The 15,944-nt window shown below is 61.5% G+C and carries 19 protein-coding genes and 2 tRNA genes; 8 read left to right on the top strand and 13 right to left on the bottom strand.

What is annotated here, in order from left to right; all coding sequences use genetic code 11:
* Window positions 1–6 precede the first annotated feature (6 nt).
* Window positions 7–465, top strand: coding sequence for a DNA polymerase III subunit chi (locus RA26_RS00800; protein ID WP_039178514.1), 459 nt, complete (start codon window positions 7–9; stop codon window positions 463–465).
* 165 nt (window positions 466–630) lie between these two features.
* Window positions 631–1,182 (top strand): CHAP domain-containing protein, encoded by a 552-nt coding sequence (locus RA26_RS00795; RefSeq protein WP_039178509.1) that lies wholly within the window; start codon window positions 631–633, stop codon window positions 1,180–1,182.
* Between the two features lie 21 nt (window positions 1,183–1,203).
* On the opposite strand, the gene RA26_RS00790 is transcribed toward RA26_RS00795, so the two are convergent.
* The 5 genes from RA26_RS00790 to RA26_RS00770 all read right to left on the bottom strand — a co-directional run bounded on the left by RA26_RS00790 (window position 1,204) and on the right by RA26_RS00770 (window position 5,197).
* Entirely contained in the window at window positions 1,204–1,620 is a 417-nt protein-coding gene (locus RA26_RS00790) for a globin domain-containing protein (protein WP_039178507.1), read from the bottom strand.
* A 116-nt stretch (window positions 1,621–1,736) separates the two neighbouring features.
* The gene (locus RA26_RS00785) at window positions 1,737–2,318 is read right to left on the bottom strand and encodes a retropepsin-like aspartic protease family protein (RefSeq protein WP_039178504.1); all 582 of its coding nucleotides are present in this window, start codon (window positions 2,316–2,318) and stop codon (window positions 1,737–1,739) included.
* A 44-nt stretch (window positions 2,319–2,362) separates the two neighbouring features.
* The gene (locus tag RA26_RS00780) at window positions 2,363–2,983 is read right to left on the bottom strand and encodes a MarC family protein (protein ID WP_019298524.1); all 621 of its coding nucleotides are present in this window, start codon (window positions 2,981–2,983) and stop codon (window positions 2,363–2,365) included.
* A complete protein-coding gene (locus tag RA26_RS00775) occupies window positions 2,980–4,827 on the bottom strand; it encodes an ABC-F family ATP-binding cassette domain-containing protein (protein ID WP_039178502.1) in 1,848 nt (615 codons plus the stop codon). Before RA26_RS00775 ends, RA26_RS00780 begins: the two co-directional genes overlap by 4 nt.
* A 94-nt stretch (window positions 4,828–4,921) precedes the next feature.
* The gene (locus RA26_RS00770) at window positions 4,922–5,197 is read right to left on the bottom strand and encodes a hypothetical protein (protein ID WP_241482566.1); all 276 of its coding nucleotides are present in this window, start codon (window positions 5,195–5,197) and stop codon (window positions 4,922–4,924) included.
* A 201-nt stretch (window positions 5,198–5,398) separates the two neighbouring features.
* Between RA26_RS00770 and ndk the strand changes: the two genes are divergently transcribed.
* Complete coding sequence (gene ndk / locus RA26_RS00765; RefSeq protein WP_039178499.1) at window positions 5,399–5,821, top strand: nucleoside-diphosphate kinase; 423 nt, start codon at window positions 5,399–5,401, stop codon at window positions 5,819–5,821.
* A 53-nt stretch (window positions 5,822–5,874) separates the two neighbouring features.
* On the opposite strand, the gene RA26_RS00760 is transcribed toward ndk, so the two are convergent.
* From RA26_RS00760 to RA26_RS00750, 3 genes are all read right to left on the bottom strand, one after another.
* On the bottom strand, window positions 5,875–6,393 hold the full coding sequence (locus RA26_RS00760) for a DUF4112 domain-containing protein (RefSeq protein WP_039178497.1): 519 nt from the start codon (window positions 6,391–6,393) through the stop codon (window positions 5,875–5,877).
* Window positions 6,386–6,556 carry a YqaE/Pmp3 family membrane protein gene (locus RA26_RS22265; protein ID WP_039178496.1) on the bottom strand — a complete coding sequence of 57 codons (171 nt, stop codon included), beginning with the start codon at window positions 6,554–6,556 and terminating at the stop codon, window positions 6,386–6,388. Before RA26_RS22265 ends, RA26_RS00760 begins: the two co-directional genes overlap by 8 nt.
* A 128-nt stretch (window positions 6,557–6,684) precedes the next feature.
* Window positions 6,685–7,032: a TfoX/Sxy family protein gene (locus RA26_RS00750; protein WP_039178495.1), complete on the bottom strand. Its 348-nt coding sequence runs from the start codon at window positions 7,030–7,032 to the stop codon at window positions 6,685–6,687.
* A 162-nt stretch (window positions 7,033–7,194) separates the two neighbouring features.
* Here RA26_RS00750 and RA26_RS00745 point away from each other — a divergent pair, with 162 nt between their 5' ends.
* The gene (locus tag RA26_RS00745; protein ID WP_039178493.1) at window positions 7,195–8,424 is read left to right on the top strand and encodes a cytochrome P450; all 1,230 of its coding nucleotides are present in this window, start codon (window positions 7,195–7,197) and stop codon (window positions 8,422–8,424) included.
* Window positions 8,425–8,438: 14 nt separating this feature from the next.
* Here the strand turns inward: RA26_RS00745 and RA26_RS00740 are convergent, their stop codons facing one another.
* Entirely contained in the window at window positions 8,439–9,464 is a 1,026-nt protein-coding gene (locus RA26_RS00740) for an AraC family transcriptional regulator (RefSeq protein ID WP_039178491.1), read from the bottom strand.
* A 112-nt stretch (window positions 9,465–9,576) separates the two neighbouring features.
* Between RA26_RS00740 and RA26_RS00735 the strand changes: the two genes are divergently transcribed.
* From RA26_RS00735 to dmdD, 3 genes are read left to right on the top strand one after another with little or no spacing between them, the layout of a single operon-like run.
* On the top strand, window positions 9,577–11,040 hold the full coding sequence (locus RA26_RS00735; RefSeq protein ID WP_275041632.1) for an acyl-CoA dehydrogenase family protein: 1,464 nt from the start codon (window positions 9,577–9,579) through the stop codon (window positions 11,038–11,040).
* On the top strand, window positions 11,033–11,332 hold the full coding sequence (locus RA26_RS23335; RefSeq protein WP_275041631.1) for an acyl-CoA dehydrogenase C-terminal domain-containing protein: 300 nt from the start codon (window positions 11,033–11,035) through the stop codon (window positions 11,330–11,332). Before RA26_RS00735 ends, RA26_RS23335 begins: the two co-directional genes overlap by 8 nt.
* 56 nt (window positions 11,333–11,388) lie before the next feature.
* Window positions 11,389–12,195 (top strand): methylthioacryloyl-CoA hydratase, encoded by an 807-nt coding sequence (dmdD, locus tag RA26_RS00730; protein WP_039179843.1) that lies wholly within the window; start codon window positions 11,389–11,391, stop codon window positions 12,193–12,195.
* 153 nt (window positions 12,196–12,348) lie between these two features.
* On the opposite strand, the gene RA26_RS00725 is transcribed toward dmdD, so the two are convergent.
* The 4 genes from RA26_RS00725 to RA26_RS00710 all read right to left on the bottom strand — a co-directional run bounded on the left by RA26_RS00725 (window position 12,349) and on the right by RA26_RS00710 (window position 14,490).
* Window positions 12,349–12,423: transfer RNA gene (locus tag RA26_RS00725), tRNA-Asn, on the bottom strand.
* A 134-nt stretch (window positions 12,424–12,557) separates the two neighbouring features.
* Window positions 12,558–13,262 (bottom strand): GntR family transcriptional regulator, encoded by a 705-nt coding sequence (locus RA26_RS00720; RefSeq protein ID WP_039178490.1) that lies wholly within the window; start codon window positions 13,260–13,262, stop codon window positions 12,558–12,560.
* Window positions 13,263–13,425: 163 nt separating this feature from the next.
* A tRNA-Asn gene (locus RA26_RS00715) sits at window positions 13,426–13,500 on the bottom strand.
* 72 nt (window positions 13,501–13,572) lie between these two features.
* Window positions 13,573–14,490 carry an MBL fold metallo-hydrolase gene (locus tag RA26_RS00710; RefSeq protein ID WP_039178488.1) on the bottom strand — a complete coding sequence of 306 codons (918 nt, stop codon included), beginning with the start codon at window positions 14,488–14,490 and terminating at the stop codon, window positions 13,573–13,575.
* Between the two features lie 73 nt (window positions 14,491–14,563).
* Between RA26_RS00710 and RA26_RS00705 the strand changes: the two genes are divergently transcribed.
* Window positions 14,564–15,883 carry an ATP-binding protein gene (locus tag RA26_RS00705; RefSeq protein ID WP_039178485.1) on the top strand — a complete coding sequence of 440 codons (1,320 nt, stop codon included), beginning with the start codon at window positions 14,564–14,566 and terminating at the stop codon, window positions 15,881–15,883.
* The last annotated feature ends 61 nt before the right edge of the window (window positions 15,884–15,944 follow it).

Raw genomic sequence — 15,944 nt, 5'->3', positions numbered from 1 at the left:
GCCGTTATGGGGGTCGCCTATTTCTATCATCTGACGCAAAGGCCGCTGGAGGAGACCCTTCCGGTCCTTCTGGACAAGGCGCGCGGGGCGGGCTGGCGCATTGCGGTGCGCGGGCGCGATCCGGAGCGTATGGTCTGGCTGGATGACCGCCTGTGGCAGGGGCCGGAAGAGAGTTTCCGGGCTCATGGCCTGGCGGGCGGCCCCCATGACGCGCTGCAGCCCATCCTGCTGACGGCGGGCCCTGAGGTGGCCAACAATCCGGAGTGCGTGATGGCGGTGGATGGCGCCGCGGTCAGTGCCGAAGAAGTGAAGGCGCTGAACCGGGTCTGTATCCTGTTTGACGGCACCGACCCCGAGGCCGTGCAGCATGCGCGCACCCAGTGGAAGACACTGACGGATGAGGGCTGTTCCGCCCAGTACTGGTCAGAGGAAAGCGGTCGCTGGGAAAAGAAGGCCGAAAAATAGGCGGATCTACGGTTGCGGCACCTGGTGTTGGCAATAATTTGCCGATGACCCATTAGATTTGTTTCACAAGGGCAACAATTACTCGATTTTTCGTCACTTGGCCTTTATCCCTTCCAGCACAAATCCCGGTCAACCGGGAAAACAACCAGGACACTGGGGGGACAGATGAATTTCGTACGTGCGGTCAAGCGGCTGCGGCTGCTTCCTATTGCCGGCGCCGGCCTGCTTTTCCTGGCCAATTGCGGTGATGTTCAGAACGGATCCGTCAGCCGGGCAGAGGCCGAGGCTGCGCGGCTGGAGTATGCCGTTCAGGAAGTTCAGTATTTGCAGTCCAAAGGCCGCCGTGTCTGGTGTGTGCCCTTTGCCCGCAACGCCAGCGGGATCGAAATTTTCGGAAATGCCAAGACCTGGTGGGCGCAGGCCACGGGGCAGTACAGCCGCAGCAATGAGCCGGAACTGGGTGCCGTGATGGCCTTCAGTGCCACCCGCTCCAACCCGCTGGGGCATGTTGCTGTGGTTTCAAAAGTCGAGGATGCGCGAAGGATCCGGGTCAACCACGCCAACTGGCACCGCAACAAGATCTCGCTCGGCATGGCGGTGATTGACGTGTCGGAAAAGAACGATTGGTCTGCGGTCCGGCTGGAAAGCTATCCGGGCGCGTTCGGCCGGGTTTATCCCGTCAAAGGATTCATTACGGCTGAACCCGGCAACAGCTGACGCTGCTGCCAAGAGACCGTTTCAGTGGCCTTGAATGCCGCCGCGTTCGATCATCTTGAGGGAAATCTCCTTGAAGGCCGTGCGCCACAGCGCCTCCAGCTCCAGGGTCATCTCCTTTCCGAGCGCGTGGCGCAGGGTGTCGATCAGGGCTTCTTCCATCGGGGCGAAGTGTTCCGTCCTGACGCCAAGAGACGCATGAGTCTTGCCGAGCTGCTGAAATTGCGGGGCAACGGCGCTTTCATCATTCAGTCTGGCAACAATCACGCCCAGTGTGGTCATGAACTTCATGCCCTGGCCTTCCAGATCCTCGCGGAACAGCTGGCGCAATTCAGGCGCATGACGGAACAGCGAGTCATAGAAATATGAGGGCGACTTGCCGGTTTCCTCTTTCAGCTTGCTGTAGCTTTGCTGCAATTGCTTCAGTTCGTCATCTGTCACGGCGGCTTGCTCCTCTATTTGATTGGTTGGCTCAGATCCAATCTAGGGGGCAAGCGGGAGCAGAACCTTGATCCGCCTCAATACATTGCAGGCCGGAGTTGCGCGGTTTGAGGCCGTCAGCGTGTCAGTACCAGCGCACCGTTTCGGATCTCGATGCTGGACCAGCGCTGCAGGTAACCCATGCCCAGCAGGGATTGTTCCAGCTCTCCCTGGTTGACCCAAACGCGCAGGTTCCTGTCGGTAATGCCGCCGAGCGAAATCTCATCCACCCAGACAGAGGCGGTGCGCACTTCACCGTTGGCGGTGCTGGCGCGGCCAAGATAGGCGAGATTGCCGGTGTCGATGCCCGCGCTTTGCGCGTCGCGTTCATTCAGCACCACCTGGCTGGCACCGGTGTCGACCAGAAATTCAACCGGGGTGCCGTTTACGTCCAAGGTTAGATAATAGTGGCCGTCGGGTGCGCGCGGCACCTCGACGCGGCCCGCGTCTATGGCGACACTTTGCTGCGGGCGAACAGTTTGGCGGATGTCTTCCCACAATCCGTATGAGGCAATGACGCCAAGAAAGATGAAGCCCCAGACGGCAAACATTTGCATCGTCTTGCCGAGGCTTTGCCGGTTTTGGACAAAGACCCAGGATCCGACTGCAACCAGCAGGATGATCAGATAGATAAACCGCCCGATTTCATATTCGCCCATGCGCTCACCTCCTGTTTATTATGTAGGCGGGCCGGGACGTTATACTAGCCTGCAAAACCGAAGTCGCGCAGGCCGTCCAGCACGAACTGCACCGACAGGGCTGCCAGCAGCATACCCAAAAGCCGGGTGACTACAGTGATGCCAGTCTTGCCCAGCATCCGTTCGAACAGGCCGGAAAACAGGCACATTACCAAGAGGATTGCCAGCACGGCAATCACCACGCCCATTACCATGGCAAAGCCTGCAAAGCCGGGCTGCTGGCCTGTCAGCAGGATCACCGTGGCGATGGAGCCGGGGCCAGCCATCAGCGGGATGGCTAGCGGAAAGACAGAGGGGTCGTCGAAATCGTCTTCCTCGCTGCGGTCCTCGCGCCGCTTGTTGCGGCGTTCGAACAGCATGTCGAGCGCGGTCAGGAACAGCAGCACGCCGCCAGCCACCCGGAAGGCGGGCATGGAGATGCCGATGAAGCCGAGCACTGCTTCGCCAAAACCTGCAAAAATCGCCAGCAGCACGGCCGCAGTGATGGTGGCCCGCAGCGCGATGGAACGGCGGCGGGATGAGGACATGCCCTGCGTCAGGGCGATGAAGACCGGCGTCAGGCCGATCGGGTCGACGATCACGAACAATGTCACGAAGGAAGTGATCAGGAATGCAGTGTCGATCATTGTGCTTCTGCCTGTTCCAGTTTTTCCAGCGCCTTCATCCAAAGATCCTCGGCACGGTCCTGCGCTTCCATCACTTCGGCATATTTGCGCTGCCAGACCACAGCCTCGTCCTTGCGGCCTTCCTCGTAGAGGGCAGGGTCGGCCAGCTTCTTGGCCAGCTTGTCGCGCATCTCACTTACTTTTTCGAGCCGGGCCTCGCCTTTGCGGACCTCTGCGCGCAGGGCCAGGATGGTGTCCCGGGAGGGGCGCTTGGGTTTTTCTGCCTTAGGCTTGCCCGCTGGTTTGTCGCGTGTCAGCAGCAAGTCGCGGTAGGCGGGCAGGTCGCCCTCAAAGGGCTTTACCGTGCCGCCGGACACCAGCCACAGGCGGTCCGCCACCAGGCTAAGGAGGTGCATGTCGTGGCTGACCAGAATGACCGCGCCGGAGTAAGCTGTCAGCGCCTCCACCAGCGCCTCGCGGCTTTCGATGTCCAGGTGGTTGGTCGGTTCGTCAAGGATCAGCAAATGCGGCGCAGGCAGGGTTGCCAGCAGCAGCGACAGGCGTGCTTTCTGTCCGCCGGAGAGACGGCCCACGGCTGTATCGGCCTGATCCGCACCCAGGCCGAAACCGGCGAGCCGTGCGCGCAGCCGGGCCTGGCCTTCGTCGGGGCGTTCGCGTTGCAGGTGCTGCAGCGGCGTTTCGTCGATGTGCAGCTCATCCACCTGATGCTGGGCAAAGAAGCCGATCCGCAGCTTGCTCGACTGGGTCATCCGGCCTGACATGACATCCAGGCGGCCTGACAGCATCTTGGACAAAGTGGATTTGCCCTCGCCGTTCTTACCCAGCAGCGCGATGCGGTCGTCCTGGTCGATGCGCAAGTCCAGCCGGCTGAGGATCGTGGTGCCGTCATAGCCCACCGACGCACCTTCGGTTGCGATGATCGGCGGCGAGAGCTCTTCGGGTTCGGGGAAGGTGAACACGGTGCGCGCGGCGTCTTCGGGCGCGCGGATGGTTTCCATCTTCTCCAGCATCTTCACCCGGCTTTGCGCCTGCTTTGCCTTGCTGGCCTTGGCCTTGAACCGGTCCACAAAGGCCTGCAGGTGGGCGCGGCGGGCGTCCTGTTTCTTGGCCAGGGCCGCCTGATTGGCGCGGTTGGCGGCGCGCTGGCGGGCAAATTGGTCATAGTTGCCGGAATAGAAGGTCAGGCCCAGGTCCTCGAGATGCAGAATGCCATTGACCGACCGGTTCAACAGTTCACGGTCGTGGCTGATGATGATCACCGTATGCGGGTATTTCACCAGATAGGCCTCAAGCCACAGCGCGCCTTCCAGGTCCAGATAGTTGGTCGGTTCGTCAAGCAGCAGCAGATCCGGCTGGGAAAACAGCACTGATGCCAATGCGACACGCATCCTCCAGCCGCCTGAGAAATCGGAGCAGGGGCGCTGCTGGGCGTCGTAGTCGAACCCCAGTCCTTTGAGGATAGAAGCGGCGCGGGCCTCGGCTGACCAGGCGTCAATGTCGGCCAGACGGGTTTGGATTTCCGCAATCCGGCCCGGATCCTGTGCGGTCTCCGCCTCTGCCATCAGTTCGGCGCGTTCGGTGTCCGCTGCCAGAACAGTATCGATCAGCGACACACCCGAGGCGGGCGCTTCCTGCGCCACACCGCCGATCCGTGCCCGGCTTGGCAGGGAAATGCTGCCGGATTCCAGCGACAGCTCATTGCGGATCAGCCGGAACAGCGTGGTTTTGCCGGTGCCATTGCGGCCGACCAGCCCGACTTTGTGCCCGGTGGGGATCGTGGCGCTGGCGCCATCGAACAGGAGGCGGCCTTCGACCGCATAGGAAATATCGCTGATACGTAACATGAACCGAGCACTGCGGCAGTGCTGCGGTGTTGTCAATGGGGGAGGGGAGCTGGCGGCGGCTGGCAGCCCCATCATGACCCATCATGAGCAGCTGCTAGTTCAGATGCTGTGCGAGATCATCGAAGGCATAGGAGGCAAAGCCGACCAGCGGGTTGCCGTCTTCACGGCTGAAGGCAAAGACGTGGATCTCGTCATGGCGCAGGGTTGCGCGGCAGAAGGTGTCCGGTTTGGCGAGCTGCGCCGGGCAGCTGTCCAGATCGGTATGGGCGATGGCCGTTTCGAACAGGCCGTAGGTCATTGGCATGGCAGTTTCAGCGGCAACCGCCGGGGCGGCTGCGAAGCAGGTGATCAGAGCAAATACAGGTTTCATCATCCAACCTTGTTTCAAGTTTCAACCCTGTTCGCACCGCAGTACCTGACAAAAAAAATCAGATAAGTGCAACCCCGAAACGGCAGCTGCGTCAAAGCTGCGCAATCCCCTCTTTATCCTGTCACAGAGCCATGCTATCGGGGCGGCAATTCGTAACAGGCCGGGCATGACGTCCGGCTTTTCAGCACAGGAGTCTGCCCCATGGCACTGGAACGCACTTTCTCGATCATTAAGCCCGATGCAACCCGCCGCAACCTGACCGGCGCAATCAACGCCAAGTTTGAAGAAGCTGGCCTGCGCATCGTGGCGCAGAAGCGCATCCACCTGACCAAGGCGCAAGCGGGCGAGTTCTACAAGGTGCACGCCGAGCGTCCGTTCTACGACGAGCTGTGCGAATTCATGGCTTCCGCGCCGATCGTTGCACAGGTTCTGGAAGGCGAAAACGCCATCGCGAAAAACCGCGAAGTCATGGGCGCCACCAACCCGGCAGACGCCGCGGCCGGCACCATCCGCGCCGAATTCGCTGAATCGGTAGGTGAAAACTCCGTTCACGGTTCCGACGCGCCGGAAACCGCAGCGGTTGAAATCGCCTACTTCTTCTCCGGCCTCGAGCTGGTCGGCTAAGCCAAACGCTTAACCGGTATTAAGGGCTGCAGCCTGAGGGCTGCAGCCCTTTTTTATTGCGGAAATGCCCGGCCCAGAGGGTGCTGGCGCAGCTGTGGCTGGTGCTGCCGTCGGTCCGGGGGGGCGGCAAACGCAGGGGAATACCGCAGTTCCCGCGGCGCGGTGAGGCTGGAGAATTTCCGCCGGCCAAGGCGTTTTGGCAGCGGCTCGCCCCTGTTTCCCTTCTCCTCCAAATGGCGGCGCAACAAGGCGGTGTTGCGGGTGTTGGATTTCCAGGCCGCATCAAACAGGTCGCCCAGGACCGGCACCGCACCGATTAGCGCGTCAATCCCGGAATTGGCCGCCATCCGGGCCAGCACCCGGGGGGAGGCGCCCAGGCGGTATCCCGAGTAGAGAATGTACCCTGCTGGCAGCAGGGCAAGAACATCCCCAATGCCAGGCACAAGACCGGCGATGCTGTCCCAGCCGACCCTTAGCCCGATCACCGGAATGCGGAAGGCGCGGTCCATGCGATGGGCAAGACGCTCCAGCGCTTTCAGCTGCTTGTGCTGATGTTCCGGCAGATCAGGCATGGCTGGGCGTCCGTGCGATAATCCACACCGCGTGCACGATGCCAGGAATGTAGCCAAGAAGCGTGAGCAGGATGTTCAGCCAGAAGTGCTTGCCCAGGCCCACCTGCAGGAACACGCCCAGCGGCGGCAAGATGACTGCGAAAATGATGCGGATCAGGTCCATGACGGATCTCCCTTCGTTGCGTCTGTTCTTGGAGACACAACGCCGCGGCACCGGAAAAGGTTGCAGATTTACCAGCCGGCCGGCTTTCTGCGGCCCCGCATTCACCTGTCCGAAGCCCTGTCGCGAAGTCAGAGCGTCTTCAGGTCCGCCGGGGTTGCGCGCACGCCGATGGCGTCCAGCTCTGCCAGCAGTTTGGAACTGTGCTGCGGGCGCACCTCAGCCTTGATTGCATCAAAGCGTTTGCGCAGTTCTTCCTTTTCCTTGCCCTTGCAGTCGTTCCACGGGCGTCCCTGAAGCGCCATCACCAGCACGTAGTAGCCGATAAAATGGGGGCGGGTGCCGGTTTGCAAAAGCCTGGCATAGGCCGCATCGGCGCCAAGCGTGCGCAGCTCCTCGGCGGAAGCAATGCCCGCCTGGCGGCAGGCTTCCTCATAGGCGGGGCCCAGATTGCGGATGGAGGAAATGGCTGTGTTCATGGTTTGTTTCTATCTGCGCCCTTCCTTCTTGTCACGTGGAAAACTGGCTTCACGAAAAATCACTCTGCAGTCTTTTGACGCTGGGTTCCGTGACGGACTGGGCGATTGACAGTCACATTTGCGGGGGAAACGCTGGCCGGGCAGCCAGCTGGAGGATAGCGGATGAGCAGTGGGGCGCGTGTACCTGCGAGTATAAAGGGATTTGATCTGGCAAATCCGCCGGTGGGTTTTGTTGAGGATCCTTTTCCTTACTATGATGCCTTGTTGCGCGAGGCCCCGGTGCTGCCGCAACCGGATGGATCCCTTTTGGTCTGCCGTCATGCGGATCTGGACCGGATTTACCGGGACACCACTTTGTTCTCCTCTGACAAGAAGCGTGTCTTTGGTCCGAAATACGGCGAGGGCTCGCCGCTGTTTGAGCATCACACGACATCGCTGGTATTCTCTGATCCGCCTCTGCACACGCGGGTGCGCAAGATCATGACGTCCGCCCTGACGCCGCGGGCCATTGCAAAGATGGAGCCGGGGCTGGTTGAGACTGTCGATCAACTGCTTGAGGAGATAGCAGGCCGGGATAAGGCGGATCTGATCGGCGATTTTGCTGCCTCCATCCCGATCCAGATTATTGGCAACCTGTTGGATGTGCCGATGGCGGAACGGGCGCCATTGCGGGATTGGTCACTGGCGATCCTCGGCGCACTGGAGCCTGCGCTGAGCGAGGCGCAACTGGCCGCAGGGCATCGCGCGGTGGAGGAGTTCAAGGACTACCTGCAAGACCTGATCGCCCGGCGGCGGGCCAAGCCGGGCGACAGTGAGACCGATGTTCTGACCCGGCTGATCCGGGGCGAGGGCGCTGATGGAACGCTCAGCGAGATCGAGCTGATCCAGAACTGCATCTTCATCCTGAATGCGGGTCACGAGACCACCACCAACCTGATCGGCAACGGGCTGGCGCTGCTGAACGACCATCCAGAGCAACGGCGGCGCTTGCTGGAAGAACCGGAGCTGATCAAGCCCGCGGTGGAGGAAATGCTGCGGTTCCGCTCTCCAAACCAGCTGGGCAACCGCGAAACCACCGCTGAGGCGGAGATTGGCGGCCTCCAGGTGCCTGCGGGAACCAACCTGCATCTGGTGATCGGGGCTGCGAACCGCGATCCGGAGGTGTTTGAGAACCCGGAAGAGTTTGACATCACCCGGACACCGAACCGGCACCTGGCCTTTGCCGGCGGGCCGCATGTCTGTGTCGGCCTGACGCTGGCGCGGCTGGAGGGAAAAATCGCCATCGAACGCCTGTTGCGCCGGTTTCCGGGCTACCGCCTGCTGCCGGGGCGGGTGCCCGGCGGGCGGATCAGGTTCCGCGGCTATGCAGCTTTGCCCGCGGTGCTCGGGTGACGGGGCGGCTGCCGTCATCCTGCCGCTGACCTGTAGGCGCTCGGCGGTGCGCCGGTCCAGCGGCGGAACGCCCGGTGAAAGTTGGCGGCAGAGGAAAATCCGGTGTCCTGCGAAATTTCCTCGATGCTTTTCAGGCCGGATTGCAGATCACGGATCGCCAGGTCGCGGCGCAGCCCGTCCTTGATGGCCTGAAAGGAGGTGTCCTCCGCATCCAGGCGCCGCATCAACGTTCGTGGTGTTACCTTCAGCGCTTGCGCCACGTCCGCAAGATGGCAGTTCTCCCAGCTGCTCCGGTAAAGGAATTCCCGAACTTTCAGCGATTGGGTGTGTTCACGGAACCCGGTGAAGATCCAATCACGGGGGGCGCGGTCCAGAAATGCGTTCAGCTCTGCGTTGCTGCGATGGCCTGGCAGGCCAAGCGTGCCGGTGTCAAAGACGATCGCGGACCACCGCGCACCAAAGCTGACAGGGGCAGGGAAGATGACCGCATAGTCCTGGGCAAACGCGGGGCGTTCAAAGGCGAACTGTACAGCCCGGACCGGCACTTCATATCCAGCAAGCCACGACAGCAGACCATGTGCCAATTTCAGGATCAGCATGTGCCCGAACCGCTGCACGGGATGCCCGCCCTGTGGCACCAGCTGCAAGCCGGTGCTGGCCGCATCCTCTGTCAGGTCAACCCGGTAGTCATCCAGCAGCAGGTTCCAGAATGTCGAAAACCGGTGCAGGGCAGCGGGCAGTGTGCTGGCCTCGCGCACGGTTGTCAGCAAGTGCTGCAAGGCCCTGGGCCGGACCGGGCGGCTCCAGAGGCCGGTCATCTCGTCCCCGGTTTCAACTGCGGCCATCTGATAAAGCCGCACGATCTGATCCAGTGTGACACGGTGTGTCAGCTGCCCCTCTGCCAGATGCAGCCCGGCCCGGTGCAGGAAGGAGGCCAGCTGGCTTTCCGTGCTGCACTGGCGCAACGCTTGCAGCCAGTCGCCGGCAAACTGCGGCGACACGGTTGCAAGGCTGGAGGAGTCTGGCGGCGGGATCTGCATTGTGTATGGGCGTGCTGTCACTTTTTGAAAGGATTATGTCTGTAATGAACGTGGAATAGCCGTCTTGCAACGCGTATCTGGCATTAGGGAACAATAGTCCGGAGCTGCGGAAATGACCTATCAGGCGCCCATTCGCGATATCATGTTCAATATTGAACACCTGCCGCCCACGCCGGAAGCAGGTGCTGCTGGCGGTGGGATCGAACTGGAAGATGTTGGCGCTGCGCTAGAGGCGCTGGGACGCTTCTGCTCTGACATCGTTGCGCCGTTGTCCCGCGTTGGGGATGAAGCCGGTGCGCGTCTGGACGGGACAGAAGCCGTTTTGCCTGAGGCCTATACGCAGGCCTATGCGCAATTCGCCGAAATGGGCTGGCAAAGCTTGCCGCACCCGGAGGAGTTCGGCGGCATGGGACTGCCGCGAGCAGCTGCGGCGGCTGCGACCGAGATTTTGAATGCGTCTGACCTGAGCTTTGGCCTGTGCCCGCTGCTGACCGATGGTGCGGTGGAGGCGCTGCTGCTGACCGGATCGGATGCGCAGAAGCAGAAGTACCTGGAGCGGATGATTTCCGGCCAGTGGTCCGGCACCATGAATTTGACAGAGCCGCAGGCAGGCAGCGACCTTGGGCGGGTGCGATGCAAGGCGGAACCAGCTGCAGATGGAACCTATGCGGTTTCCGGCACCAAGATATTCATCACCTATGGCGAGCATGGGCTGACAGAGAACATCATTCATCTGGTGCTGGCCCGCACCCCGAATGCTCCGGCAGGCCCCAAGGGGCTGAGCCTGTTTATTGTACCGAAGTTCCTGGTAGAGGAGGACGGCACGCTGGGCCGTCGCAACGCAGTCACCTGCGTTAGCCTGGAACACAAGCTGGGTGTCCGCGCGAGCCCGACTGCGGTGCTGGAATACGATGGTGCGACCGGTTTCCTGGTGGGAGAGGAGAACCGCGGGCTGGAGTACATGTTCGTGATGATGCGTGCCGCCCGCTTCGCCGTGGGTGTGCAGGGTGTCGCAGTGTCGGAACGCGCCTGTCAGCATGCGCTGCAATATGCACAGGAGCGCGTGCAAAGCCGCCCGGTGGACGGCAGTACCAAAGATGCGGCTCCGATCATCCGGCACCCGGACGTGCAGCGGATGCTGTTGCGGATGCGGGCGCTGACCGAAGGCGGCCGGGCGCTGGCGATTGCCACTGCGGGCTGGCTGGATCTGGCCAAGCAGGGCTACACTGACGCTGAGGATATGGCCGAATTCCTGGTGCCGCTTGTCAAGGCATTCTGCACCGAGCGGTCGCTGGAAGTTACCTCGCTGGGGGTGCAGGTGCATGGCGGCATGGGCTTCATTGAGGAGACGGGTGTTGCCCAGTTCTACCGTGATGCGCGGATCCTGCCGATCTATGAGGGCACAACTGCAATTCAGGCTAATGACCTGCTGGGCCGCAAGGTGCTGCGGGACGGCGGTGCAACTGCCCGCCGTTTTGCGGGGATGGTACAGGAGACCGAGCAGGCGTTGCAGGGGGGGCAATGCTCAGGCGCAGGCCGTGGCAAAGCGGCTGGGCGAGGCGTGCCAGATGTTTGAGGCCAGCCTGGAGTGGCTGCTGAACACCGCAGGCAAGGACCCGAATGCAGCTTTTGGCGGCAGTGTCCCGTTCCTGATGCTGACTGGCAATCTGGCCGCTGCCTGGCAGCTGGGCCGGTCCATTCTGGCGGCCAGCGCCAAGCTGGAGCAAGGCGAAGACACGGGCTTCATGACCCGGAAAATTGCAACCGCAGTTTTCTACGCCCAGCACATCCTGGTGGAGTGCGGAGCCGAAAACTTGCGCATCACCGAAGGCAGCGCCAGCCTGGGCGATGCCGCACTCAATCTCTGAACATCTAATCACAGCGGCACGGCTCGGTGCTGGAAAACAAAGAAAAGGCCGGACTCATGACCCAAGCGGCAAATGTGCAATCTTATGAAAACCTTGAAATTGAACAGAAGGACAATGGCGTCAGCATTGTCCGGCTGAACCGCCCGACCAAGCGCAACGCGCTGGATACCGCAACCATCGAGGAACTGGTCAGCTTCTTCAGCAACGCCCACCGCAATGGTGTCAAGGCAGTGGTGCTGGCCGGGAAGGGCGATCATTTCTGTGCGGGCCTTGACCTGGTTGAACATTGGAAAGCAGACCGCAGCCCCGACGATTTCATGCATGTGTGCCTGCGCTGGCATGAAGCCTTCAACAAGATGGAATACGGCGGCGTCCCGGTTATCGCCGCTCTGCAGGGCGCGGTTGTCGGCGGCGGGCTGGAACTCGCAAGCGCGGCGCATATCCGGGTGATCGATCAGAGCACCTATTTTGCGCTGCCCGAGGGCCAGCGCGGCATCTTCACCGGCGGCGGGGCCACCATCCGGGTCTCTGACATGATCGGCAAATACCGGATGATCGACATGATTCTGACCGGCCGCGTTTATCAGGGCCAGGAAGCGGTCGATCTGGGACTGGCGCAATACATCACCGAAGGCTCGAGCTTCGACAAGGCGCTGGAACTGGCGGACAAGATCGCTGAAAACCTGCCGCTGACCAACTATGCGATCTGTTCGGCAATCAGCCATCTGAACAACATGTCCGGCATGGATGCCGCCTATGCTGAGGCAGTGGTGGCAGGCGTAGTGAACACCCAGCCCGCTGCGCGCGAACGGCTGGAGGCCTTTGCCAACAAGACCGCAGCACGCGTGCGTCCCAACAGTTGACCATTGCACAGCGCGCCGCCGGGAACAGGGCTGTCTGGCGGTGCGTTTTCTTGCAGGTTTCCCGAACAGGACGGCTGTTCGTTCATGCGCTGCAAGGATCAATGCCGTAAAAGAAAAGGGCCTAGCGGTGAAGCGCTAAGCCCTTGAATTTTTTGGCTCCGGCGGTAGGGATCGAACCTACGACCAATTGATTAACAGTCAACTGCTCTACCGCTGAGCTACGCCGGAACATGTGGCGTCGTATAGGATTTCCCGATTGCTGCGTCCAGAGGAAATTCTCATGCGGACGTAATTTTTTTACCCACCGCCAGCGGATTTGGCGGCGGGCCGGAAGGGGTGCGTAAACTGGTTTTTGACCCCTTCTACAAGTTGGTCGTCATCCTGTAGCCCGGTGCAAAAAACAGTTTTGCCAGGGTAACGGGCTGACCGCGCAGCCAGGTGATGCGTTCTGCAGTAAAGATCGGATCACCCGCCTGCGCGTCCAGAAACTCGGCTACGGATTGGTCGGCCTTGGTCGCCAGAAAACTTAGCTCCAGATTGGTAAACGGCACCTTCTGCACCAGCCAGTCGTTGGGGCCGGAGCGGGAGAAGTCAGCCTCCAGAACATCAGGGATGCTGTCCGGAACGATCCAGCGCACCTCATACTGAAACGGTGCATTTCCGGCATAGTGCATGCATCTGAGGTGCAGCACGTCGCGGCCGTGCGGGATGTTCATTCTGGCCGACAGCCAGCCTGGTGCTGGCATGACAGCCCGCTGCACAAGCGCATAGCGGTATTCAGCGCCGGTTTCAGAGATTTCATCCCGGACCAGCGGTATGGCAAACTGCGCTTTCCTGACCGGCGCGTTCAGGACCCTTGTGCCGGCCTTGCGCTTGCGCTCCAGATAGCCTTCCTCAGCCAGTTCCCTCAGAGCACGGTTGACGGTGGTGCGGGTGCTAGAAAACTCCTCGGCGAGGTCGGTTTCGCTGGGCAGCAGGCTGTCCGGCGCCCAGATCTTGTTGTGGATGCGGTCCAGCACCACCTGCTTGATGTCGCGATAGCTCATGTTTGCCCGGGGTGCGGCCATGCTGCCTCCAAATAAAATTTGTTAATGCCAATATATATAGACATAACTTTGATTGGAAAGAGCGCTGTCACGGGACGCGCAGTGGCGTTGCGGGGCTCTTACGAAGATGGGGCAAGCTACATGCAAAAAAGCCCTCAAGCGGTTGAGGCTTGAGGGCTTATTATGGCTCCGGCGGTAGGGATCGAACCTACGACCAATTGATTAACAGTCAACTGCTCTACCGCTGAGCTACGCCGGAACGGTTCGTGCCGTATAGCGTTCCCGGAATGGGGCGTCCAGAGGGCGGCGGGCACTTTTTTGAAAAAAAAAGTCAGCCGTTGCTCAGCGCGAAGACCGACGATGCCGACAGGGTACCCTGCGGTGTCGTCAATCCGCGGCCTGTGAGGTCTACGAGATGCGCAAAAACATTTCGCTCAGCGGCCTTTAGGAGCGCAGGCGGGGTGTCGGTGTAGATCTGCTCTGCCAGGCTGCGGGCAGTGGCCGGGGCATGCGCCAAAGCCGCCAGAATCGCGGATTCACGCGATTCCCGGTGGGCAATCAGCCAGTCGAGCCGCCCGGCCGGGTCGGAAATGGGCGCGCCGTGGCCGGCGTGAAAAACCCGCCAGTTGCGCTGCCGCAAGCGGCGGCAAGAGGCCATGAAATCGGTCAGGTCGCCTTCGGGCGGCGACACCAGGGAGCTGGCCCAGCCCATGACGTGATCGGCGGTAAAGCAGGCATCTTTCCACGCCAGCGCGATGTGGTTGCCCAGGTGGCCGGGGGTGTGGATCACTTCCAGGTCCCAGCCGTCCCCGCGGATGACTTCACCGTCACCCACCGTGACATCGGGTGCGAATTCTCTGTCGATGCCTTCACCGCCGCCGGCCAGCCCGTCTGCTGCCAGGCGCGTCATGACATCGCTGCGCCCTGCCTGGGAGCCGCCAAAGGCATATACCGGCGCGCCGATGGCCTGGCTGAGACCGCGCGCCAGCGGAGAATGATCCAGGTGGCTGTGGGTGACGATAATATGGGTGATCTGCTGTCCGGGCTGCACCGCCGCAAGGATTGCAGCAAGATGCGCTTCCGAATCCGGCCCCGGATCGATCACCGCAAGCCCGCCGGTGCCCAGCAGATAAGTGTTGGTGCCGCGGTAGGTCATGGGGGAGGGGTTCGGCGCCAGAATGCGGCGCAGGCCTGGCTCCAGTTCTTCTACCAGTCCGGGTTGCGGGTTGAAGTCGTCCGGTGCCTGCATAGTCCTGCCTCATTGATGATTTCCCGGTCCGGGCAATCTTCCCTCTTTCCCCGGCGCCCTATAGGCTTAGCCCATGTTCTTCCAATGGCTCAAACGATATATGCCGCGCAGCCTTTACGCCCGGGCGGCCCTGATCCTGGTGGTGCCGATCGTGGCGCTGCAAATCGTGATCTCTGTTGTGTTCATCAAGCGCGACCTTGAGGATGTGACGGTGCAGATGACGGCGACCATTCAGCGCGAGATGGAGCTGCTGCGCCAAATCGCGGATGCCGCGCCGGATCAGGAAGCGGCGCTGGCACAGATTGCACCGGTGCTGCAGCCGCTGCAGATGCAGGCGCGGTTTCTGCCGCCTGGCGCAGCGCTGCCGGAAGATGAGTTCAGCCTGATCGAATTCTCTGGCCGTGTGGTGCGCGAGGAAATGGAAAAGAACTTTCCGGGATTCCTGGCGGCACGGTTCCTGCCTGACCGGATGGTGCAGGTCTATTTTGGTTCCGCGCATGGGCTGGTGGAGCTAAGCTTTGACCGCCGCAGGCTGACTGCCGCGGCGCCGCACCAGCTGATTGTCACCATGCTGCTATTCGGCTTTTTCATGATGATGATCTCCTTTCTCTACATGCGAAACCAGCTGCGGCCGATCAAGCGGCTGGCCAACGCGGCAGAGGCCTTCGGCCGCGGGCGCGCGGTTCCGTATTCGCCATCCGGTGCAACAGAGGTGCGGGCGGCGGGCAGCGCCTTTCTGGATATGCGTGCGCGGATCGAACGGCAAATCGAACAGCGCACGCTGATGCTGTCGGGGGTCAGCCACGATCTGCGCACGCCGCTGACCCGGATGAAGCTGGAGCTGGCGATGCTGGACGAGGAGGATGCGGCGCCGATGCTGCGTGATGTTGATGAAATGCAGGCGCTGCTTGATGCGTTCCTGGACTTCTCCCGCGGCGCCGCTGTCAGCGAGCCGGAGCCGGTGGACCCGCAAGAGCTGGTTCGCGATATCATCAGTGACTGGCAGCGGCAGGAGCAGCAGGTGACGCTGGGTGAAATGTCCGGCGAGGGGCAGGTCATGCTGCGCCGACAGCCAATGCGCCGCGCGGTTGCAAACCTGATTTCCAATGCTGTGCGCTATGGCACTCGGGCGCGGGTTTCCGTTGCGATGACAGACAAGTCGATGCGGATCCGGGTTGAAGATGACGGACCGGGCATTCCGGCTGAACAGCGCGGCGACGCAGTGCGCCCCTTCACCCGTCTGGATCCGGCCCGTAATCAGAACCGTGGATCCGGCGTCGGGCTGGGGCTGGCAATTGTCGCCGATACCGCGCGTGCTCATGGCGGCACCCTGCGGTTGGGGGAAAGCGCGGAGCTGGGCGGGTTGAAAGCGGATATTGTTATCGCCCGCTGACAGCGCGAGGGTCAAAGCGCATTGGCAGCCCTGCAAGGGCTGCCAATCTACGGGTGCACGG

Origin of the sequence: Leisingera sp. ANG-M7 (genome assembly GCF_000813965.1) — a bacterium.
Taxonomy (GTDB): domain Bacteria; phylum Pseudomonadota; class Alphaproteobacteria; order Rhodobacterales; family Rhodobacteraceae; genus Leisingera.
The sequence above is the reverse complement of the archived record's forward strand: the minus strand, read 5'-3'. Positions and strand labels throughout refer to the sequence as shown.